Origin of the sequence: Pseudomonas sp. NPDC089534, from assembly GCF_044749305.1 — a bacterium.
Classification (GTDB): domain Bacteria; phylum Pseudomonadota; class Gammaproteobacteria; order Pseudomonadales; family Pseudomonadaceae; genus Aquipseudomonas; species Aquipseudomonas ekonensis.
In genome coordinates this window covers 1-21,022 of record NZ_JBIVHR010000024.1, presented here as the reverse complement: position 1 = coordinate 21,022, position 21,022 = coordinate 1, and the positions used below count along the sequence as shown (strand labels likewise).

Here is a 21,022-nt window from a genome sequence, read left to right as displayed (position 1 = left end):
TTTCCGGAATGGGCGAGTACCTTGCCGGCGCTGCGCACCGGAGCGGGAGCAAGCTCCCCCGCCACAGGGACTCCACCACCAAGGAGCCCGCCACACCTGCGCCGCTCAGGCGGAGAAGAGGTCGTTCATCGCCGCATACTGCAACAGCATGATGGTCTTGGCGTCGCAGATCTCACCACGGTGGAAGGCCGCCAGCGCCTCGTCGAAGCGCCACTCCAGCACCTCCAGCTCTTCGGTCTCATCCTCCAGGCCGCCGCCGGCGCCGACCTTCGAAGCCGAATCGTATTCGGCGACGAAAAAGTGCAGTTTCTCGGTCACCGAACCCGGGCTCATGTAGGCCTCGAACACTTTCCTCACGTCGTGCACACGGTAGCCGGTTTCCTCTTCGGCTTCGGCGCGGATGCGCTGCTCCGGCGCCGCCCCTTCGAGCAGCCCGGCGGCCACTTCGATCAGCAGACCGTCATGGCCGTTGACGAACACCGGCAGACGAAACTGCCGGGTCAGCACCACTGTGCGCTTTTCGCGGTTGAACAGCAGGATCGCGGCGCCGTTGCCGCGGTCGTAGACCTCACGGGTCTGACGCTGCCAGTCACCGTTGTTGCGCCGGTAGTCGAAGGTGATTTTCTTCAGCAGATACCAATCGTGGGACAACACCTGCGTATCGATGAATTTGACCCGTTCGGCCGTGTTGGACATGACGCCTGACCCTTGTGTCCTTGAAGGACGCCCATGGTAGGCGAAAAGACGTTGCCCACGGACGAAAAAAAGCCCGGCAGCGCTACCGGGCTTTCTGTTCGCTTACTGCTGTTGGCCGATGTCGACCGTCATGTCGTCCGACGCGTGCTCAGACAGCTTGGCGCCATGGATCAGCGGCCCGTAACGGCGGCTGAACTCCCAGCTGTACGGCACCCGGTCCTTGCTGATGCCGTTGTCCCAGTTCACCGACCAGGTCATCAGCCCCTTGATCGGATGCCCTTTGATGGCCAGCCGCTTCATGGCGTTGCCGACCGCGGTCTTGTCGATCACATAACCGGTGGCGGCGGCATCGACGTTGGCCGGCAGGCCGATGACGAACTTGTCCGCCGCGATCTTGGTGAACCCGCGGGTGCCGGTCACCAGGCTTTCGGTCAGGTAATAAAGGAAGTCCTCCTTCATCGCATCGTTGTTCTGCGCGATCCACGCGCCGTTGCCGTTGTTGGCCTCCGGCACCCAGACCCCGTCGCCGCCCTGGTTGTAGAACTGCGGGGCGATGAAGTCGTAGTAGCCTTCCAGCGCTTGCAGGTAGCCGACGTACTTGCCGTTGGCGGTCAGGTACGGAAACTCCGGCGCCATGCTGATGATGAAGTGCTTGCCCTGGCCTGCGTAGTGGTCCTTGACCAGTTTCAGCGCCGCCGGCAGGACAGTCTTGTTGGCGGCGAAATCAATCGCGCTCTGTTCAAGATCGATGTCCAGCCCGTCGAAGCCGTAGGTTTCCACCAGACGGATGATTTCGTTGGCCAGCGGCTGTTCTTGGCCGGCGCGCAACTCGATGTGCGCATCGGCGCCGCCCAGGGAGATCAGCACCGCCCGCCCCTGGCTGTTGAGCACGCCGACCTGGCGGCGGAACTCGGCGTCGGAGACGTTGTAGGGCTTGAAGGTCGGGATGCCGTTGCCCTTCATGAAGGCCACGGCGACCACGTTGTACTCTTTGGATACGTTTTCCAACGCGATGTTGGCGAACTGCCCTTGCCGGTAGCCGTCGCTCGGCCCCGCCGGCCAGTTGTGCCAGAAGCCCATGAGGATCTTCTTGCCGGCGATGCTCGGCATCAGCGACGCCGCGTCGCCTGCCTGGTTGTGCAACAGGGTGAAGTCAATGTTCGACATGTTCTAATCCTTCAGAACGTGTGGGTCGGTTGGCGCGGACTTATTTGAAGTCGACGTCGAAGGCCTGATAGAAGGCGTTGCCGGTGTTGGCGACGATCCACATCAGGACGATCACGTGACGCCCCTTCTTGTTGGCCGGCAGTTTCACCGAATGGTTGACCTTGGCCTTCAGTTCGCCCGCATGACTGTAGTACGGAACCTGAGGGTAGAAGTCCTCGAAGAACGGTTGCGCCTCCAGTTGCGCACGGGTGATGCGGGTCTTCGGATCCCAGCCGTCCTTGGTGATCAGCCAACGGTAGCCGCGGGTGGTGTGCGGGGCGGTGTACTCCCACTTGATCTCCAGGGTCTGGCCCGGCGTGACGTTGAGCAGCGGCCAGGTGAACGGACGGCCGAGCTTCTTGCTCATTTCCTCGTCGGTGAAGTTCACGCAGTCGCGGGCGTCATCCTTGCCGCCGCTGAGGATGTGGCCGTCGGCCGGCGGCACGACGCTCGGGTTGTCCGTGCCGAACGGCGCGGGAAACGGGCCGGCCGCCAGTGCCGGGAAGTTCTTGCCGCCTTCCATTTCGTTGACCTGCCAGCCGCCCAGCAGGCCTTGTTCGATGGCCACCGAACCACGGCTGGCCGGAGAGGTGACGCGACCGTGTCGCAGTTGGGTTTCAGGGGTTGCTTGGTTCATGTTGTTCACTCCATTGATTTAAGAACTCTCCTTCCCGAGGAGAGGCCTTCAAGCTAACGGAGGGGGATTTTTTGTCCATCGGCGGATTTGTCGCAGCGAACGGGCATTCTGCGGCAATCGCCAATAAATACTGGATGGATATACAGCTTATTGCACGAGTGCGTACCCGACCTGTAGCAAAACGCCTACACGCCAAAGGCACGAAATCCGGCATTTGCGGGTCAAGGCATTTGCGCCTCGTATTCCTTTTCGTACTGGCCGGCGAGCTGCGTCTTCTGTTTCTCGCCCAGCAGCTTGCCCGCCATCTGGAAGAATTTCTGCTCTTCCTCCTCCAGATGGTGGTGCACCTTGTCCGCCAGCTTCCTGGCCATTGCCAGCCAAGCGGGGCTGGACATCTCGGTGCCGTCGAGCGCCTCCATCATCTCGTCCATTTCGTGGTGTTCGGCGATGGCATGCCGGCTCAGGTCGACCCCGCCGTCGAACGCCATCAGCGGCACATAGAAGCAGCGCTCCTCCGCCGTTTCATGGGCCTGAAGCTCGTCCTTGAGCCGCTTGTAGGCCTCGGCCCTTTTGGGGGTGTCGCCGCGGGTCCTGATCAGCGACCGGGCGTAGCGGCGTTGACGGTCATGGCTTTCGCGCAGGGCTTCAAAGATGTTCATGGACGGTCCTCGGCAATCGCGACCCGAATGGGCGCCTACAAGGGCTAGACCCCGGCGCGGGAACGACGGTTCAAGAATTTGCGGCGGGATGGATCAAAGGCGTTCGCCGGGTTAGGCTGCGCCTTCGTTGCCAAAAGGAAGTTGCACATGAACCTGCGAATCGAACTGTCGCAAAACGACACGGAAGAAGAACGCCTGGCCATCCTGGCGCCGCTGCACGCCTACAACGTCGCCCAGGCCGGCATCGCTCCCTCCACCCCGCTGACCCTGCTGGTGCGCGACGACCGTGGCACGATCCAGGGCGGGCTCTATGGCCGCTTTGTCTGCCAATGGCTGTTCGTCGATCTGCTGTCCGTGCCCGAGGAGGGGCGCGGCCAAGGCATCGGTTCGAAACTGATGGGTATGGCCGAGGACCTGGCGCGGGAGAAAGGCTGCATCGGGGTCTGGCTCGACACCTTCGATTTCCAGGCGCCGGTGTTCTACCGCAAGCTCGGCTACAGCGAGTTCGGTGAACTGGCGGACTATCCGCCGGGGCACAAGCGGCTGTTCTTTCAGAAGCGGTTGAAGGACTGAACCGGCAGGCCGGCTCCCGCAGGGACAGGTGCGCGACACAGATCCAATGTGGGGCTTGCCGGCGAAGAGGCCCGGGCAGTCACCGCCTCAACCCGGCCTACAGACAGGTCGCCAACGCCGCCAGCCGGCGCTTGGCGACGAAGTCGTCCTTTTGCGCGTAGTAGTTGAGCGTGGTGCCCGACGCATCGCTGATCACATCGACAAACGATTCCGCCGAACGCGTGTACACGGTCGTGGCGCCCTGCTTGCCCGGCTCCAGATAAGCCGCTGCGTCCACGCCGAACACCGCCTCGTCCTGCCAGGAGAACTGCACGCACCGCGCCACGTCCTTGCCGGGCTTTTCCGAGGTCAGGGTCTTGTAGGGAGTTCGGGTGCGGGCGTCTTCCATCACCGATCCCGCGCAACCGGCCAGCAGGGTCACCGCCAGCGCCACCGTCAGCATTCGCATTGCATTCGCTCATTCAAAAAAGAACGGACTGTATCACTGCCCGGCAAGGTTTCGTTCAGCTTTACCGCATCGGGCGGCGCGACAACCCTCGCGCTATGGAGTAAAACCGTGTTTCCCCACCCAGGAACCCGGCCAGGAACCCGCCCATGCTGCCGTCCGCCACCACCCACCGCGCCAGCCCCGGTCACCTGCACACCCAGAAATGGCGCGGGCGCGTCGGCCTGACGCTGGTCGCCTGCCTGTCGGTGCTGGCCGGCATGACCGACGCCATCGGCTTCATGGCCAGCGGCGACTTCGTCTCGTTCATGAGCGGCAACACGACCCGCCTGGCGGTGGCGATCAGCGACGGCGACCTGGGCCTGACCTTGCGCCTGTCGATCCTGGTCGCCACGTTCGTCCTGGGCAATGCCCTCGGCGTCATCGTCAGCCGGCTGAGCGGGCGCCGGGCACTGCCGTTGCTGCTGTGCATCGCCGCGCTGCTCTGCACCGCCGCGGCCTGGCCGTTCGAGCAGCAGTTGCCGGCCCTGCTGGCGGCGATCACCGCCATGGGCATGCTCAACGCCTGCGTGGAGGAAGTGAACGGGCTGCCGGTGGGGCTGACCTACGTCACCGGAGCATTGTCACGGTTCGGCCGTGGGCTGGGACGCTGGCTGCTGGGCGAACGGCGCAACGGCTGGCGGGTGCAACTGGTGCCGTGGACCGGGATGTTCGTCGGTGCTATTTTCGGCGCGCTGCTGGAGCGTCAACTGGGCCTGCAGGCCTTGTTCGTCAGCGCCCTGCTGGCCGGCGTGCTCGGGGTGGTCGCCCTGAAAATTCCCCGCCGCTGGCAACTGGGCTACATGCCGCGCTGACACGCTCGGCGCTTGCGGCAACATCCGCTTCGCCGCTCCGCCGAGAAAGCTTTATCATGGCCGCAGTTTCGCTGATCGAGTCCGTCATGAAGTTCGCCATCGCGCTGTTTTCCGCCGCCCATGCGCCCTCCTCGCGCCGTGCCCTGCTGTTCGCCCAGGCGGCGCTGGCCGGCGGGCATGAGATCGTCCGGCTGTTTTTCTACCAGGACGGCGTGCACAACGCCTCGGACAGCGTGGTCACCCCGCAGGACGAGCAAGACCTGCCCAAGCAGTGGCGCGCCTTCATCACCGAGCAGCAGCTGGACGGCGTGGTGTGCATCGCCGCCGCCCTGCGCCGTGGCGTGCTGAACGCCGAAGAGGCCGGCCGCTACCAGCGTGACGCCGTGGCCGTCAGCGCGCCGTGGGAATTGTCCGGCCTGGGCCAACTGCACGATGCGGTGCAGGACGCCGACCGCCTGATCTGCTTCGGAGGCGCGTGAACATGGCCAAATCCCTGTTGATCATCAGCCGCCAGTCGCCGTGGTCCGGCCCCGCCGCCCGCGAGGCGCTGGACATCGTGCTGGCCGGCGGCGCGTTCGATCTGCCGATCGGCCTGCTGTTCCTCGACGACGGCGTGCTGCAGCTGGCCGCCGGGCAGAACGCCAAGGCCTTGCAGCAGAAGGACCTGAGCGCCAACCTGCAGGCGTTGCCGATGTTCGGCGTCGAAGAGCTGTTCTACTGCGCCGACAGCGCTGCGCTGCGCGGCCTCGGCGATCTGTCGCTGGACGAGGCGCAGCCCTTGGCCGCCGACCGCATCACCGCCCTCATTGACCGTTACGACCAAGTGATCACGCTCTGATGTCGACCTTGCATGTGTTGTCCCATTCCCCGTTCGGCGACGAACGCCTGACCAGTTGCCTGCGCCTGCTGGGCAGCGCCGACGCCCTGCTGCTGTGCGGCGACGCCGCCTATGCCCTGCAACCCGGCACCGCGCCGTTCGCGGCGCTCCAGGCCCGCCGCGCCAGTCTGTACGTGCTGACCGAGGACGCCCAGGCCCGTGGGCTGGACGTTCCGGAGTGGGCCGAGGCCATCGATTACCCGGCCTTCGTCGAACTGTCGGTGCGCCACGACAAGGTCAACACCTGGCTATGAAGACCCTGACCGTCGGCGCCCGCGCCATCGAACTGGACAAGGACGGCTTCCTGGTGGACCTGGGCGACTGGTCGGCCGAGGTCGCCGGCGCCCTCGCCGTCGCCGAAGACATCGAACTGACCCCCGACCACTGGGAAATCCTTGAGCTGCTGCGCGCCTTTTACGCGGAGTTCGAGCTGTCCCCGGCCACCCGGCCGCTGATCAAGTACACCGCCCTGAAGCTGGGCCCGGACAAGGGCAACAGCCTGCACCTGAACCGCCTGTTCAAAGGCACCCCCGCCAAGCTCGCCGCGAAACTGGCGGGCCTGCCCAAACCGACGAATTGCCTATGACCGACTTTCCAGCGCTGACCCTCGAAACGCCCGCCGAGCATCCGTTCGCCCAGTTCGTGCGGATCCTGGGCAAAGGCAAGCGCGGCGCCCGCGACCTGACCCGCGCCGAAGCCCGCGAGGCCATGGGCATGGTGCTGGACGGCAAGGTCGAGGACACCCAGCTCGGCGCCTTCCTGATGCTGCTGCGGCACAAGGAGGAAAGCGCCGAGGAGATGGCCGGCTTCACCGAGGCCCTGCGCGAACGCTTGCAGGCCCCGTCGTTGGCCGTCGACCTGGACTGGCCGACCTATGCCGGGAAAAAACGCCACCTGCCGTGGTATCTGCTGGCGGCCAAGTGCCTGGCGCAGAACGGCGTGCGCATCTTCATGCACGGCGGCGGCGCCCACACCGCCGGGCGCCTGTACAGCGAACAGCTGCTGGGTGAGCTGGACATCCCACTGTGCCGCGACTGGCAGCAGGTCGGCTCGGCGCTGGACAACGGCGGCCTGGCGTTCATGCCGCTGGTGGACTGGGCCGCGCCGCTGCAGAAGATGATCGACCTGCGCAACACCCTGGGCCTGCGCTCGCCGATCCACTCGCTGGCGCGGATCCTCAATCCGCTGGGCGCCCGCTGCGGCCTGCAGAGCATCTTCCACCCCGGCTATCAGGCAGTGCACCGCGAGGCCAGCGGCCTGCTCGGCGACACGGCCATCGTGATCAAGGGCGACGGCGGCGAAATCGAGATCAACCCGGACGCCGACAGTCACCTCTACGGCACCGCCGGCGGCCAGGCCTGGGACGAAGAATGGCCACGCTTGTCGGCCCAGCGCCACGTCAAACCGGCGTCGCTGGAGAGCAGCCAATTGAAGGCGGTCTGGCGCGGCGAGTCGGACGACACCTACGCCCGCATGGCCCTGTTGTCGACCATGGCACTCGCCCTCCGGGGTCTGGGCCAGAGCCGTGAGCAAGCCTTCGAAACCGCCGAGCGATACTGGGCCGCACGGAACAAATCGATTTAATCGATCATAGCTGCCCGATCTTTGCGCTTTTTGTTCGAACCCATCGGAATAGACTCCACACCAACGATCATTGGTTTGCGGAGTCTTGAACATGGGTTTACTGGTCGATGGCCGCTGGCAGGACAAATGGTACGAAAGCGACAAGGACGGCGCCTTCCGGCGCGAACAGGCGCAACGCCGCCACTGGGTCACCCGCGACGGCCGCCCCGGCCCCAGCGGTGAAGGCGGGTTTGCCGCCGAGGCCGGGCGCTACCACCTCTATGTGTCGCTGGCCTGCCCGTGGGCCCACCGCACGCTGATCCTGCGCAAGCTCAAGGGCCTGGAAAGCCTGATCGACGTCTCGGTGGTCAGTTGGCTGATGCTGGAGAACGGCTGGACGTTCGACAAGGCGCTGGGCTCCACGGGCGACCGCCTCGACGGCTTCGACTTCATGCACCAGCGCTACACCGCAGACACCGCCGACTACACCGGCCGCGTCACTGTGCCGGTGCTGTGGGACAAGCGGCTCAAGCGCATCGTCAGCAACGAATCGGCGGAGATCATCCGCATGTTCAACAGCGAATTCGACGGGCTGACCGGCAACAGCCTTGACTTCTACCCGGCGCCCCTGCGCAGTGAAATCGATGGTCTGAACGAGCGCATCTACCCGGCGGTCAACAACGGCGTGTACCGCGCCGGCTTCGCCACCTCGCAGCAGGCCTATGAAGCGGCGTTCGATGATGTGTTCGCCGAACTGGATCACCTGGAAAGGCTACTGGGCGCCAACCGCTACCTGGCGGGAGAGTTCCTCACCGAAGCGGACATCCGCTTGTTCACCACCCTGATCCGCTTTGACGCGGTGTACCACGGCCATTTCAAATGCAACCTGCGGCGGATCGCCGACTACCCGAACCTGTCGAACTGGCTGCGCGAGCTGTACCAGTGGCCGGGAATCGCCGAGACCGTGGATTTCCAGCACATCAAGCACCACTACTACGGCAGCCACAAGACCATCAACCCGACCGGGGTCGTGCCCAAAGGACCGGAGCAGGACTTCACCGCGGCCCATGACCGGGCGCGGCTGAACGGGAAAGGGATCTGGAATCACAACAACTTTTGAGGGCCCCAATCGCCAGCAGGCTGGCTCCCGCATTGGATTCGTGAACGACACAAATCCCCTGTGGGAGCCAGCCTGCTGGCGATCGGCACAACGCGGTCGCTCAGACCTGCCCCTGAGCCCCTTCGAACCACGCCAGTTTCTCGCGCAACTGCACCACTTCGCCGACGATCACCAGGGTCGGCGCATGCACTTCATGCTCCGCCACCAGGTGCGGCAAGTCGGCCAGGGTGCCGGTGAACACCCGCTGATTGACCGTGGTGCCCTGCTGGATCAACGCCGCCGGCGTGTCGGCGCCGCGCCCGTGCTTGATCAGTTGCTCGCAAATGATCGGCAACCCCACCAGCCCCATGTAAAACACCAGGGTCTGCGCCGGCGCGACCAGGTCGGCCCAAGGCAGATCGGTGGAACCGTCCTTCAGGTGCCCGGTGACGAAACGCACCGACTGCGCGTAGTCGCGATGGGTCAGCGGAATCCCGGCATAGGCCGCGCAACCGCTGGCCGCCGTGATGCCCGGCACGACCTGGAACGGGATGCCATGGGCCGCCAGCTCCTCGATCTCTTCGCCGCCGCGGCCGAAGATGAACGGATCGCCGCCCTTCAACCGCACCACGCGCTTGCCGGCCTTGGCCAGATCCACCAGTTGCCGGTTGATCCGGTCCTGCGGCACGGCATGATCGGCGCGGCGCTTGCCGACGTAGACCCGCTCGGCGTCACGGCGGCACAGCTCGAGAATCGCCGGCGCCACCAGACGGTCGTACAGCACCACGTCGGCCTGCTGCATCAGGCGCAAGGCGCGGAAGGTCAACAGGTCCGGATCGCCGGGCCCGGCGCCGACCAGGTACACCTCACCGGTCGCCACATCCGCTTCGCCATCGATCTTGGCCTGCAACAGACGTTCGGCCTCGGCGCCCTGCCCGGCCAACTGCCGGTCGGCGATCGGCCCCTGGAACACGTCTTCCCAGAAGGCACGACGCTGCTGCACGTCCGGAAACAGGCTTTTGACCTGATGCCGGAAACGCGCGGCCAGGCCGGCCAGATGACCGTAGGTGGCAGGAATCCAGGTTTCGATCTTGGCGCGGATCAGACGGGCCAGCACCGGCGCGTCGCCGCCGCTGGACACCGCGATGATCAGCGGCGAACGGTCGACGATGGCCGGGAAGATCACGCTGCACAGGGCCGGCGCGTCCACCACGTTGACCGGCACGCAACGCCGATGGGCATCGGCGGAGACCTGCGCGTTCAGCGCTTCATCGTCGGTGGCGGCGATGATCAGCCCGCAGCCGTCCAGGTCCGTTTCGAGGTAGCCGCGCAACAGGCACTCACCGCCGCCGGCGGTCACCAAATCACGCAGTTGTGCTTCGATTTCAGGTGCGACCACCCGCAGCAGCGCACCGGCGTCGGCCAGCAGGCGGGACTTGCGCAAGGCAATCTCCCCCCCGCCGACGACCAACACACGACTGCCGCGCAGGTTGTGAAACAGCGGCAGATAGTCCATGTCAGCCGATGACCTCAAGGCCACCCATGTACGGCTTCAGCACGTCCGGCACGCGGATCGAACCGTCGGCCTGCTGGTAGTTCTCCAGCACCGCCACCAGGGTGCGGCCGACCGCCAGGCCGGAACCGTTCAGGGTGTGCACCAGCTCAGGCTTGCCGGTTTCCGGGTTGCGGAAGCGCGCCTGCATGCGACGGGCCTGGAAGTCGCCGCAGTTGGAGCACGACGAGATCTCGCGGTACTTGTCCTGGCTCGGGATCCACACTTCCAGGTCGTAGGTCTTGACCGCGCTGAAGCCCATGTCGCCGGTGCACAGCGCCAGGGTGCGGTATGGCAGCTGCAGCAGCTGCAGCACCTTCTCGGCGTTGGCGGTCAGGCTTTCCAGGGCTTCCATCGACTTGGACGGCTCGACGATCTGCACCATCTCGACCTTGTCGAACTGGTGCTGGCGGATCATGCCGCGGGTATCACGGCCCGACGCGCCGGCCTCGCTGCGGAAGCACGGGGTGTGGGCGACGAACTTGATCGGCAGTTGCTTGGCGTCGACGATCTCGCCGGCGACGATGTTGGTCAGCGACACTTCGGCGGTCGGGATCAGGTACAGGTCGGCCTCACCGTCGCGGCCGATCTTGAACAGGTCTTCCTCGAACTTCGGCAACTGGCCGGTGCCTTGCAGCGCCGGCGCCTGCACCAGGTACGGGGTGTAGGCCTCTTCGTAGCCGTGCTCGGTGACGTGCAGGTTGATCATGAACTGCGCCAGGGCGCGGTGCAGGCGGGCGATCGGGCCGCGCAGCAGGGCAAACCGTGCGCCGGACAGCTTGGCGGCGGTCTCGAAGTCCAGCCAGCCGAACTTCTCGCCCAGGGCGACGTGGTCCTGCACCGGGAAGTCGAACGCGGTCGGCGTGCCCCAGCGGCGCACTTCGACGTTGCCGTCTTCGTCTTCGCCGACCGGCACCGACTCGTGCGGCAGGTTGGGGATGCCCAGCAGGATCGCGTCCAGCTCGGTCTGGATCTTGTCCAGCGCAGCCTTGCCTTCGTTGAGCTGGCTGCCCATGTTCTCGACATTGGCCATCAGCGGTGCGATGTCTTCGCCGCGCTGCTTGGCCTGACCGATGCTCTTGGAGATCGCGTTACGTTCAGCCTGAAGCTTTTCGGTTTCGGTCTGGACTTCCTTGCGCTGTTCTTCCAGCGCTTCGATGCGCGCGACGTCCAGGGCAAAGCCACGGGAAGCCAGGCGGTCCGCTACGTCCTGAAGGTTGCTACGTAACAGTTTGGAATCGAGCATGTCGGTCTCTCGTTGTCAAAGTTTGGTCAGGGACAGGCCGGCCCAGGTGGCGAGCAGCCCGCCGAATACGCTGAGCGCCGCATAGCCCAAGGCCAGCGGCACCTGCCCGCTTTCCAGCAGGCGCACCGTATCCAGTGAAAAGGATGAAAAGGTCGTCAGCCCTCCGAGGAAGCCGACGATCAACCCGGCACGCACCTCGAAAGGCACCTCCGGGCGTATCAAAAACAGGCCGTACAGCACGCCGATCAAAAGACAGCCCACGATATTAACGGCCAGCGTCGCGGTATAGAAGTGCCGCGGCCAGTTGGCGTTGACCCAATTGCCGGCGGCGAAGCGCAGCAGCGTGCCGGCGACGCCGCCGATGGAGACTGCAACGATCGCTGGAATCACGGTTTTCTCCGCTGGCGTGGGCTCAGCCGGTCGAGTTGGGCGAGGTGCTTGAGCTTTTCGCCGATCTTCAGCTCCAGGCCACGGGGCACCGGCTGGTACAACGGAATCGGCTCGAGCGCTTCGGGGAAATAGTCTTCGCCGGCGGCATAGGCGTCCGGCTCGTCGTGGGCGTAACGGTATTCGTCACCGTAGCCCAACTGCTTCATCAGCTTGGTCGGCGCGTTGCGCAGGTGCAGCGGCACTTCCAGCGAACCGTGCTCGGCGGCGGCGCGCATCGCGGCCTTGAAGCCCATGTACACCGCGTTGCTTTTCGGCGCGCAGGCCAGGTAGGTGATGGCCTGGGCCACCGCCAGTTCGCCTTCGGGGCTGCCGAGGCGCTCCTGCACGTCCCACGCCGCCAGGCACAGGCTCAGTGCACGTGGGTCGGCGTTGCCGATGTCTTCGCTAGCCATGCGCACCACGCGCCGGGCCAGGTACAGCGGATCGCAGCCGCCGTCGATCATCCGCGCGAACCAGTACAGCGCGCCGTCGGGGTTGGAGCCGCGCACCGACTTGTGCAGCGCGGAGATCTGGTCGTAGAACGCCTCGCCGCCCTTGTCGAACCGCCGGCGGGTGTCGCCGAGCAGGCTCTGCAGCAGGTCGGTGCCGATCTCGCTGTCGTCGTCGGCCAGGTCCGAGGCGTTCTCCAGCAGGTTGAGCAGGCGCCGGCCGTCGCCGTCGGCGGCCGACAGCAGCATCTGGAAGCCTTCGTCGCTGAGGGTCAGGTGGCGTTTGCCCAGGCCCCGCTCCTCGGTCAGCGCACGGTGCACCAGTTTGCGTAGCGCGGCGTCGTCCAGGCTCTTGAGCACATACACCCGGGCCCGCGACAGCAGCGCGTTGTTCAGTTCGAACGAAGGGTTTTCGGTGGTGGCGCCGATGAAGATCAGCGTGCCGTCCTCGACATACGGCAGGAACGCGTCCTGCTGAGACTTGTTGAAACGGTGCACCTCATCGACGAACAGGATCGTGCGCCGGCCGTACTGCGCGGCCTGCTGCTTGGCGATCTCCACCGCCTGACGGATCTCCTTGACCCCGGCCAGCACCGCCGACACCGTTTCGAAGTGCGCGTCCGAGACTTCCGCCAGCAGCCGCGCCAGGGTGGTCTTGCCCACGCCCGGCGGGCCCCAGAAGATCATCGAATGCAGCGCGCCCTGCTCCAGCGCCTCGCGCAGCGGCTTGCCGCGGGCGAGCACGTGCTCCTGGCCGACGTATTCGTCCAGGTTGGTGGCGCGCAACCGGGCCGCCAAAGGCTGGGCCAGGGGCTCTCTGCGAAACAGATCCATCACGTACCGTTGAAACCTCTAGGCGTTGATCCTGCGGGCTCTCGCCCACAGGGTTCAGGGGTTATTCCTGGATCACGTCGGCACCCTTGGGGATGTCGAACTTGAACTTGGACGCCGGGATCGCTTCGTTGGCCTTCACCCCGGTGAACAGGATGTTGGTGCGCTGGCCGACGCTGTCGATCAGTTGCATGTCATTGACCAGGCCGTTGCGGAACGACAGGCGCAGGCTGTCGAACAGGGTGTCCTTGGTCTTCGGCTTGAGGGTGAAGTCGATCACGCCGCCGGCTTCCTTGGCGGTGATGTCGAAGCTCTGGCTGATCTTCGACACATCGCCCGACAGCAGCAGGGCCGGGGTCTGGGTCAGGCGCTCGTCCAGCTTCTTGATCGTCGCCTGCTCAAGGTCCGGGTCCCACAGGGTGACCTTCTTGCCGTCGGAGACCATGGTCTGCTCGGCCGGCGCGTCGGTGTGCCAGTAGAACAGGCCCGGGCGCTGCAGCGACATCTCGCCGGCGGTTTCCTGCAACTGGGTGCCGCTGCCGTCGAGGGTCAGCTGGGAAAAGCGTGCGGTGAGGGTCTTGGATGTTTCCAGCAGTTGGGTCAGGCGCGCCACGTCCTTTTCGTCGGCGTGGGCCGAAAGCGTGGTCAGGGCCAGTACCGGCAGCAGCATGCGGATCAGACGCATGGGAGTCCTCTTGAATACTCGTGGGAGAGCGGACGGCGCCTCATTGCGCCGTCCCGGCTGTTGAATCCGGGGTTTTGATTCAGTCGCGCACCGGCCCCGGGGCCAGCACCTCACGCGAACCGTTGGTGTTCATCGCCGTGACGACCCCGGCCATTTCCATGGCTTCGATCATCCGCGCAGCGCGGTTGTAGCCGATCTTCAGCTTGCGCTGCACTGCGGAGATCGAGGCCCGGCGGCTTTCGAGCACGAACTGCACGGCTTCGTCGTACAGCGCGTCGGCTTCCGGATCGTCGCCTTCGCCACCGCCGCTGCTGCCTTCGAAACCGCTGCCCGCCTCTTCGACACCGTTGAGGATGTCGTCGTTGTATTCCGGCGCGCCGCGCAGTTTCCACGCCTCGACCACCCGGTGCACCTCGTCGTCGGAGACGAACGCGCCGTGAACCCGGATCGGCAGGCTGGTGCCCGGCGGCATGTAGAGCATGTCACCGTGGCCGAGCAGCTGTTCGGCGCCGCCCTGGTCGATGATGGTGCGCGAGTCGATCTTGCTCGACACCTGGAACGCCATCCGCGTCGGGATGTTGGCCTTGATCAGGCCGGTGATCACGTCCACCGACGGCCGCTGGGTCGCCAGGATCAGGTGGATGCCGGCGGCCCGCGCCTTCTGGGCGATCCGGGCGATCAGCTCTTCCACCTTCTTGCCGACGATCATCATCATGTCGGCGAATTCGTCCACCACCACCACGATGGTCGGCAGCTTCTGCAGCAGCGGCGCCTCGTCGTGGATGCTTTCGCGCTTGTACAAAGGATCGCTCAACGGCTCGCCGGCGTCCTGGGCCTCCTTGACCTTGGCGTTGAAGCCGGCCAGGTTGCGCACGCCCATCTTCGCCATCAGCTTGTAGCGCCGCTCCATCTCGGCGACGCTCCAGCGCAGGGCGTTGGCCGCGTCCTTCATGTCGGTGACCACCGGGCACAGCAAGTGCGGAATGCCTTCGTAGATCGACAGTTCGAGCATTTTCGGGTCGATCATGATCAGCTTGGCGTCTTCGGGGCCCGACTTGAACAGGATCGACAGGATCATCGCGTTCACGCCCACCGACTTACCGGAACCGGTCGTACCGGCCACCAGCAGGTGCGGCATCTTGGCGAGGTCGGTGATGACCGGCTTGCCGCCGATGTCGTGGCCGAGGGCCAAGGTGACAGGCGACTTGAAGTTGTCGTACTCAGGCGTCGACAGCACTTCGGAGAACCGCACGATCTGCCGGTCTTCGTTGGGGATCTCGATGCCGACCGTGGTCTTGCCCGGAATCACCTCGACCACCCGCACGCTGGTCACGGCCAGGGAACGCGCCAGGTCTTTGGCCAGGTTGGCGATGCGGCTGACCTTCACGCCGGCGGCCGGCTGGATTTCGTAACGGGTGATGACCGGGCCCGGATGGATCGAGTCCACCGTGACCTCGACGCCGAACTCCTTGAGCTTGATCTCCAGCAGGTGGCCGATCGCCGCCAGAGACTCCGGGGAATGGTTGAGCTGCTTCTTTTCCGCCACGTCGAGGATCGAGATCGGCGGCAAGGTGCCTTCCACGGCGCTGTCGACGAACAGCGGCACCTGCTTTTCCTTCTGCACGCGCTTGCTCGGTTCCGGCGCCTTGGCCGGGGCCGGCATAATGACCGGCGGCACCTGCTTCTCCCGCTCGGACATGTGCTTGCTCAGGGCCTGCTCGCGTTCGATCAGGCGCTCCTTGACCTTGGCCTGCTCGCGCTTGTCCGGCACCGCCGGGGCGACGACCTCGTCCACGCGGTCATCGACTTCGCGCAGTTGGGCGACCAGTTGCTTGCGCTCGGTGCGCGCCGCCCACCAGCGGTTGAGCGCGCCCTGGAACAGTTCGAACAGGTCGAGGGTGATCTTGCCGGTGACATCCATCACCTTGAACCACGACAGGTCGGTGAACACCGTCAGGCCGAACAGGAACAAGGCGATGAACAGCAATGTGCTGCCCTGGATGTTCAGGGCGTTCTTGGCCAGGTCGCCCAGGCTTTCGCCCAGCGCCCCGCCGGCTCCGGCCGGCAGGCTGGAGGCCGCGGCATGGAAATGGATATGGGCCAGCGCGGCGCCCGACAGCACCAGGAACACCAGGCCGATCAGGCGCCAGGAGAACAGCCAGCCGCTCCACTGCCACGGCTCGTGGCGCTGGCGGAAGATCTGGTAGGCCTTGATCGCCAGCAGCAGCGGGAAGATATACGCGAAGTACCCCAGCACCATGAACAGGATGTCGGCGCTGTAGGAGCCGGCCGGGCCGCCGAAGTTCTGCACGTCGTCGATCTTGCTGTTGTGGCTCCAGCCCGGATCGTCCTTGCCGTAGGTCAGCAAGGCCATCATCAGGAACAGGCACAAGGCACCGATGGCGATCAGTGCACCTTCCTTGAGTCGGTAGTGCAACTGCTGACGCCAGAGCGGAACGACTGCTTTTGGTGCTTCCGTGGATTTCTTCAAAACGCTTCTTTTCCTGCGCCTGCGGCGCGTCCATCTATTGAATGACGATAAAAAACTGCCCGATCCAGGCAGGTGAAAAAGTTGACGGGCACAACCGAACCCCGTTTTAACACTGCACCGGTGCCTTTATAAACTCGGCGCACTGCGAATATTCTGCAACAGCCCGGCATTGTACGGGTTTGCAAGCGCGTTGCCATGCCCGCACCTCTGGAACAAGCATAGCCAAACGCATGGATCCTGCGGCTCAATTTGAGCATGCATTACCTTTTGTGACAAAGGCTTATGAGGTGTATTTGATGAACGTCACGAAGCGCCCGACGCCGATCGCCGCACAATGCCCGGCGCCCGATTACGACCGCGCCTGCCCGGCCAAGTTGCAGCCGCGCAGGATCGGGAGGACATTCCCGTCATTTAACGGCACACTCTAGCGCAGCCACCGCCCTCCCCTCTTCCGCAAGCCCGAATGCCATGCTGACCTGGTTACAACGCAACACCCTGACATTTCCGCCCCTGGAAAAGGCCATGCGCGATCCCAACGGATTGCTGGCGGCCGGCGGCGACCTGTCCGCCGACCGGCTCATCCAGGCCTACCGCCACGGCTGCTTTCCGTGGTTCTCCGAAGGCCAGCCGATCCTCTGGTGGTCGCCGGATCCGCGCACGGTTTTGTTTCCCGACGAGCTGCACGTTTCGCGCAGCCTCGGCAAACTGATGCGCAAGCAGCGCTACCGGGTGACGTTCGACCAGGACTTCGCGGCGGTGATCAGCGCCTGCGCCGCGCCGAGGGAGTATGCCGACGGCACCTGGATCACCCAGGCGATGCAGGACGCCTACATCGAACTGCACCGGCGCGGCTTCGCCCATTCGGTGGAGGTTTGGGATCAGGACGAACTGGTCGGCGGCCTGTACGGCCTGGCCATGGGGCAGCTGTTCTTTGGCGAATCCATGTTCAGCCGCGCCGACAACGCCTCCAAATATGGCTTTGCCACACTGGTGCAACACCTGAAAGACGCGGGTTTCGCGTTGATCGACTGCCAGATGCCCACCGACCATCTGCACAGCCTCGGCGCCCGGGCAATCTCGCGCCAGGCCTTCGCGGACTACCTGGCACGGCACCTGGATCGCCCCAGCGATGCGACCTGGGTTTGCTGAGCGACTTTTGCGCGTGTGGCTTACACTTAATTCACAAGCTTATCCCGAGGGTTGATCATGACCGAGTTGGCGCGTTTGAAGTTCTATGCCACTCAGCCTCACTCTTGCAGCTATCTGCCGCAGGAGCAGGCCACGACCCTGTTTCTCGACCCCAGCCAGCCCATGGATGTGCATGTCTACGCAGACCTGTCGGAAATGGGCTTTCGTCGCAGCGGCGACCACCTGTACCGCCCGCATTGCCAGAACTGCAATGCCTGCGTGCCTGCGCGCATCCCGGCGCTGCAGTTCAGCCCCAACCGTCAGCAGAAACGCATTTTCAAGCGCAACGCCGACCTTCAGGTGCGGCCGGTGAAACCGGGCTTCAGCGAAGAATACTTCGACCTGTACCAGCGCTACATCGAGCAGCGGCACGCCGACGGCGACATGTACCCGCCCAGCCGTGACCAGTTCGCCACCTTCCTGGTGCGCGACCTGCCCTTCTCCCGCTTCTACGAGTTCCGACTCGACGGACGGTTGCTGGCCGTCGCCGTCACCGACCTGCTGCCCAACGGCCTGTCCGCGGTCTACACCTTTTACGAACCGGCCGAAGAGCGCCGCAGCCTGGGGCGCTACGCAATTCTCTGGCAGATCGCCGAAACCCGGCGGCTGGGGCTGGACGCCGTGTACCTGGGCTACTGGATCAAAAACTGCAAAAAGATGAACTACAAGACCCAGTACCGCCCCATCGAACTGCTGATCAATCAGCGCTGGGTCATCCTCAACTGAACGCAAACCCTTAAACCCCTTGGCGTAAACACCACTTTTCGGGCACAATGCACGCCGCTTTTGCCTGGCGCAGTTGCACCGGGCCATTCACTGGACACCGAGGGCTTTACTGCATGTCGAAAGAAGACAGCTTCGAAATGGAAGGCACTGTCGTCGACACCCTGCCAAACACCATGTTTCGCGTGGAATTGGAAAATGGGCACGTCGTTACCGCGCATATCTCCGGCAAGATGCGCAAGAACTACATTCGTATTCTTACCGGTGACAAAGTGCGCGTCGAGCTGACGCCCTATGACTTGAGCAAAGGGCGCATCACTTACCGCGCCCGCTAAGCAAGTCAATACAAGACGCCCGGCCCTGCCGGGCGTTTTTGTTTGCGCGCGATTTGACCTGCGGCGCCCGGACTGACGCCATCGCCAGCAGGCTGGCTCCCACAGGGATACATGCACGACACAGAACCGATGCGAGAGCGAGCCTGCTCGCGACAGCCTCCGCATGACCGGCACCGCACAGAGATGACCGGGAATGCCCGGACAGCAAAAAGGCGCCATAAGGCGCCCTTTTGCTGAGTTGCGGCTTCGGCTTCAGGCCATTTCCGCCGTGGTTTCGAACTCGAAGGTCAGCTCGCCGTCCTTGATGTCGATGTGCACCACACCGCCATGCTCGGCCAGTTCGCCAAACAGGATCTCCTCCGCCAACGGACGCTTGATCTTGTCCTGGATCAGGCGCGCCATCGGACGGGCACCCATCGCCGAGTCGTAACCGCCGGCCGCCAGCCAGCTGCGGGCCGCGTCGGTGACTTCCAGCAGCACCCGCTTGTCTTCCAGCTGCGCCTGGAGCTCGGTGAGGAACTTGTCCACCACGCTCTTGATGACCTCATGGCTGAGGCGACCAAACTGGATGATGGTGTCCAGGCGGTTGCGGAACTCCGGCGTGAAGCTCTTCTTGATCACTTCCATCGCATCGGACGAATGATCCTGATGGGTGAAACCGATCGAAGCCCGGGCCGCCGTTTCGGCACCGGCGTTGGTGGTCATGATGATGATCACATTGCGGAAATCCGCCTTGCGCCCGTTGTTGTCGGTCAGCGTCCCGTGGTCCATCACCTGCAGCAGCAGGTTGAAGACTTCAGGGTGCGCCTTCTCGATTTCGTCGAGCAGCAGCACGCAATGCGGTTGCTTGGTGATCGCCTCGGTCAGCAGACCGCCCTGGTCGAACCCGACATAGCCCGGAGGCGCACCGATCAGGCGCGACACGGTGTGGCGCTCCATGTACTCGGACATGTCGAAACGAACCAGCTCGATGCCCAACGCCTTGGCCAACTGCCGCGCGGCCTCGGTCTTGCCGACACCGGTGGGACCTGCGAACAGGAACGAACCGACCGGCTTGTCGGGTGACTTCAGCCCGGCACGGGACAGCTTGATCGCGGTCGACAGGGAGTCGATCGCCGCATCCTGACCGAACACCGTCAGTTTCAGGTCGCGCTCTAGGTTGCGCAGCAGTTCCTTGTCGGAGCTGGTGACGTGTTTCGGCGGAATCCGCGCGATCTTCGCCACGATGTCCTCGACCTGGGCCACGTCGATGCGCTTCACGCGCTTGTCCGCCGGCTGCAGGCGCTGGTAGGCGCCCGCCTCGTCGATCACATCGATGGCCTTGTCCGGCATGTGCCGGTCATTGATGTAGCGCGAGGCCAGTTCGGCGGCGGCGCGCAACGACTCGTCGCTGTACTCGATGTTGTGGTGCAGCTCGAAGCGCCCTTTCAGGCCGCGCAGGATACCGATGGTGTCCTCCACCGACGGCTCGACGACATCGACCTTCTGGAAACGCCGCGCCAGGGCCCGGTCTTTCTCGAAGATGCCGCGGAATTCCTGGAACGTGGTCGAACCGATGCAACGGATGTCACCGGACGACAGCAGCGGCTTGAGCAGGTTGGAGGCGTCCATGACGCCGCCGGACGCTGCGCCGGCACCGATGATGGTGTGGATCTCGTCGATGAACAGGATCGCCTGCGGACGCTTCTTCAGCTCGTTGAGCAGCGCCTTGAAGCGCTTCTCGAAATCGCCGCGGTACTTGGTGCCGGCCAGCAAGGCCCCCAGGTCGAGGGAATAGACGACGCTGTTGATCAGCAGGTCCGGCACCAGGCCGTCGACGATGCGCTTGGCCAGGCCTTCGGCGATCGCGGTCTTGCCCACGCCCGCCTCGCCCACCAGCAACGGGTTGTTCTTGCGCCGGCGCGCCAGGATCTGCGCGACGCGCTCGACTTCCGTCTCGCGGCCGACCAGCGGGTCGATCCGGCCCTGACGCGCCAGTTCGTTGAGATTGCTGGCATAGGCGTCCAGAGGATTGCCTGAAGAAGAAGACTCACCGCCCTCGTCGTCCTGCATATCTTGCTCACCCTCAGAATGTTCGCCATGCCCCGGCACCTTGGAAATGCCGTGGGCGATATAGTTGACGACATCGATGCGCGCAACGCTCTGCTGTTTCAGCAGGAACACCGCCTGACTCTCTTGCTCACTGAAAATCGCAACCAGCACGTTGGCGCCGGTCACTTCGCGTTTGCCCGAGCTCTGAACATGAAAGACAGCACGTTGCAGCACACGCTGGAAGCCCAGGGTCGGCTGGGTCTCGCGGTCCTCATCGTGAACGGGGATCAGCGGCGTGGTGGAGTCGATGAACTCCTGCAGGTCGTGCTTGAGTTTGTCGAGGTTTGCGCCGCAGGCACGCAAAACGGTGGCGGCAGCCTCGTTATCCAATAGGGCCAGCAGCAGGTGTTCGACGGTCATGAACTCATGACGCTTCGAACGGGCCTCCTTGAA

The 21,022-nt window shown here is 64.4% G+C and carries 22 protein-coding genes and 1 pseudogene; 11 read left to right on the top strand and 12 right to left on the bottom strand.

The window, feature by feature from the left end:
- Positions 1 to 105 precede the first annotated feature (105 nt).
- The 4 genes and pseudogenes from ACIP0B_RS10070 to ACIP0B_RS10055 form a co-directional block, all read right to left on the bottom strand.
- Positions 106 to 696 carry an NUDIX domain-containing protein gene (locus ACIP0B_RS10070; RefSeq protein WP_400831590.1) on the bottom strand — a complete coding sequence of 197 codons (591 nt, stop codon included), beginning with the start codon at positions 694 to 696 and terminating at the stop codon, positions 106 to 108.
- Positions 697 to 861: 165 nt separating this feature from the next.
- Positions 862 to 1,863: pseudogene (locus tag ACIP0B_RS10065) on the bottom strand (chitinase); the annotation flags it as partial.
- A 40-nt stretch (positions 1,864 to 1,903) separates the two neighbouring features.
- Positions 1,904 to 2,539, bottom strand: coding sequence for a lytic polysaccharide monooxygenase auxiliary activity family 9 protein (locus tag ACIP0B_RS10060; RefSeq protein WP_400831589.1), 636 nt, complete (start codon positions 2,537 to 2,539; stop codon positions 1,904 to 1,906).
- A 221-nt stretch (positions 2,540 to 2,760) separates the two neighbouring features.
- On the bottom strand, positions 2,761 to 3,198 hold the full coding sequence (locus ACIP0B_RS10055) for a hemerythrin domain-containing protein (RefSeq protein ID WP_400831587.1): 438 nt from the start codon (positions 3,196 to 3,198) through the stop codon (positions 2,761 to 2,763).
- Between the two features lie 147 nt (positions 3,199 to 3,345).
- On the opposite strand from ACIP0B_RS10055, the gene ACIP0B_RS10050 reads away from it, so the two are divergent.
- Positions 3,346 to 3,771 (top strand): GNAT family N-acetyltransferase, encoded by a 426-nt coding sequence (locus ACIP0B_RS10050; protein ID WP_400831586.1) that lies wholly within the window; start codon positions 3,346 to 3,348, stop codon positions 3,769 to 3,771.
- A gap of 97 nt (positions 3,772 to 3,868) precedes the next feature.
- On the opposite strand, the gene ACIP0B_RS10045 is transcribed toward ACIP0B_RS10050, so the two are convergent.
- Entirely contained in the window at positions 3,869 to 4,219 is a 351-nt protein-coding gene (locus tag ACIP0B_RS10045; RefSeq protein ID WP_400831585.1) for a hypothetical protein, read from the bottom strand.
- 146 nt (positions 4,220 to 4,365) lie between these two features.
- On the opposite strand from ACIP0B_RS10045, the gene ACIP0B_RS10040 reads away from it, so the two are divergent.
- The 7 genes from ACIP0B_RS10040 to ACIP0B_RS10010 all read left to right on the top strand — a co-directional run bounded on the left by ACIP0B_RS10040 (position 4,366) and on the right by ACIP0B_RS10010 (position 8,630).
- Positions 4,366 to 5,070 (top strand): YoaK family protein, encoded by a 705-nt coding sequence (locus ACIP0B_RS10040; RefSeq protein WP_400831583.1) that lies wholly within the window; start codon positions 4,366 to 4,368, stop codon positions 5,068 to 5,070.
- Positions 5,071 to 5,156: 86 nt separating this feature from the next.
- Positions 5,157 to 5,549 (top strand): sulfurtransferase complex subunit TusD, encoded by a 393-nt coding sequence (tusD, locus tag ACIP0B_RS10035; RefSeq protein ID WP_400831662.1) that lies wholly within the window; start codon positions 5,157 to 5,159, stop codon positions 5,547 to 5,549.
- Between the two features lie 2 nt (positions 5,550 to 5,551).
- A complete protein-coding gene (gene tusC / locus ACIP0B_RS10030; RefSeq protein WP_400831582.1) occupies positions 5,552 to 5,908 on the top strand; it encodes a sulfurtransferase complex subunit TusC in 357 nt (118 codons plus the stop codon).
- Positions 5,908 to 6,201, top strand: a complete 294-nt coding sequence (gene tusB, locus ACIP0B_RS10025; protein WP_400831581.1) for a sulfurtransferase complex subunit TusB — start codon at positions 5,908 to 5,910, stop codon at positions 6,199 to 6,201. Before tusC ends, tusB begins: the two co-directional genes overlap by 1 nt.
- The gene (locus tag ACIP0B_RS10020) at positions 6,198 to 6,533 is read left to right on the top strand and encodes a TusE/DsrC/DsvC family sulfur relay protein (protein WP_400831579.1); all 336 of its coding nucleotides are present in this window, start codon (positions 6,198 to 6,200) and stop codon (positions 6,531 to 6,533) included. The genes tusB and ACIP0B_RS10020 overlap by 4 nt, the downstream gene beginning before the upstream one ends.
- 14 nt (positions 6,534 to 6,547) lie before the next feature.
- A complete protein-coding gene (locus ACIP0B_RS10015) occupies positions 6,548 to 7,531 on the top strand; it encodes a glycosyl transferase family protein (RefSeq protein WP_400831661.1) in 984 nt (327 codons plus the stop codon).
- 91 nt (positions 7,532 to 7,622) lie between these two features.
- On the top strand, positions 7,623 to 8,630 hold the full coding sequence (locus ACIP0B_RS10010; protein WP_400831578.1) for a glutathione S-transferase family protein: 1,008 nt from the start codon (positions 7,623 to 7,625) through the stop codon (positions 8,628 to 8,630).
- A gap of 100 nt (positions 8,631 to 8,730) precedes the next feature.
- Here the strand turns inward: ACIP0B_RS10010 and cysG are convergent, their stop codons facing one another.
- The 6 genes from cysG to ACIP0B_RS09980 all read right to left on the bottom strand — a co-directional run bounded on the left by cysG (position 8,731) and on the right by ACIP0B_RS09980 (position 16,292).
- The gene (gene cysG, locus ACIP0B_RS10005) at positions 8,731 to 10,125 is read right to left on the bottom strand and encodes a siroheme synthase CysG (RefSeq protein ID WP_400831576.1); all 1,395 of its coding nucleotides are present in this window, start codon (positions 10,123 to 10,125) and stop codon (positions 8,731 to 8,733) included.
- A 1-nt stretch (position 10,126) separates the two neighbouring features.
- Positions 10,127 to 11,407, bottom strand: a complete 1,281-nt coding sequence (gene serS / locus ACIP0B_RS10000; RefSeq protein ID WP_085579842.1) for a serine--tRNA ligase — start codon at positions 11,405 to 11,407, stop codon at positions 10,127 to 10,129.
- Positions 11,408 to 11,422: 15 nt separating this feature from the next.
- Complete coding sequence (gene crcB, locus ACIP0B_RS09995; RefSeq protein ID WP_217891442.1) at positions 11,423 to 11,797, bottom strand: fluoride efflux transporter CrcB; 375 nt, start codon at positions 11,795 to 11,797, stop codon at positions 11,423 to 11,425.
- Complete coding sequence (locus ACIP0B_RS09990) at positions 11,794 to 13,119, bottom strand: replication-associated recombination protein A (protein ID WP_400831574.1); 1,326 nt, start codon at positions 13,117 to 13,119, stop codon at positions 11,794 to 11,796. Before ACIP0B_RS09990 ends, crcB begins: the two co-directional genes overlap by 4 nt.
- A gap of 61 nt (positions 13,120 to 13,180) precedes the next feature.
- Positions 13,181 to 13,801, bottom strand: coding sequence for an outer membrane lipoprotein chaperone LolA (gene lolA, locus ACIP0B_RS09985; RefSeq protein ID WP_085630532.1), 621 nt, complete (start codon positions 13,799 to 13,801; stop codon positions 13,181 to 13,183).
- A gap of 79 nt (positions 13,802 to 13,880) precedes the next feature.
- A complete protein-coding gene (locus tag ACIP0B_RS09980) occupies positions 13,881 to 16,292 on the bottom strand; it encodes a DNA translocase FtsK (protein WP_400831572.1) in 2,412 nt (803 codons plus the stop codon).
- Positions 16,293 to 16,760: 468 nt separating this feature from the next.
- Between ACIP0B_RS09980 and aat the strand changes: the two genes are divergently transcribed.
- The 3 genes from aat (at position 16,761) to infA (ending at position 18,538) form a co-directional block, all read left to right on the top strand.
- Entirely contained in the window at positions 16,761 to 17,441 is a 681-nt protein-coding gene (gene aat / locus ACIP0B_RS09975) for a leucyl/phenylalanyl-tRNA--protein transferase (protein WP_400831570.1), read from the top strand.
- Between the two features lie 57 nt (positions 17,442 to 17,498).
- Positions 17,499 to 18,206: an arginyltransferase gene (locus tag ACIP0B_RS09970; RefSeq protein WP_400831568.1), complete on the top strand. Its 708-nt coding sequence runs from the start codon at positions 17,499 to 17,501 to the stop codon at positions 18,204 to 18,206.
- Positions 18,207 to 18,319: 113 nt separating this feature from the next.
- A complete protein-coding gene (gene infA, locus ACIP0B_RS09965) occupies positions 18,320 to 18,538 on the top strand; it encodes a translation initiation factor IF-1 (protein WP_002553999.1) in 219 nt (72 codons plus the stop codon).
- Positions 18,539 to 18,790: 252 nt separating this feature from the next.
- Here the strand turns inward: infA and clpA are convergent.
- A partial coding sequence (gene clpA / locus ACIP0B_RS09960; RefSeq protein WP_400831567.1) for an ATP-dependent Clp protease ATP-binding subunit ClpA occupies positions 18,791 to 21,022 on the bottom strand: 2,232 nt, incomplete at its 5' end.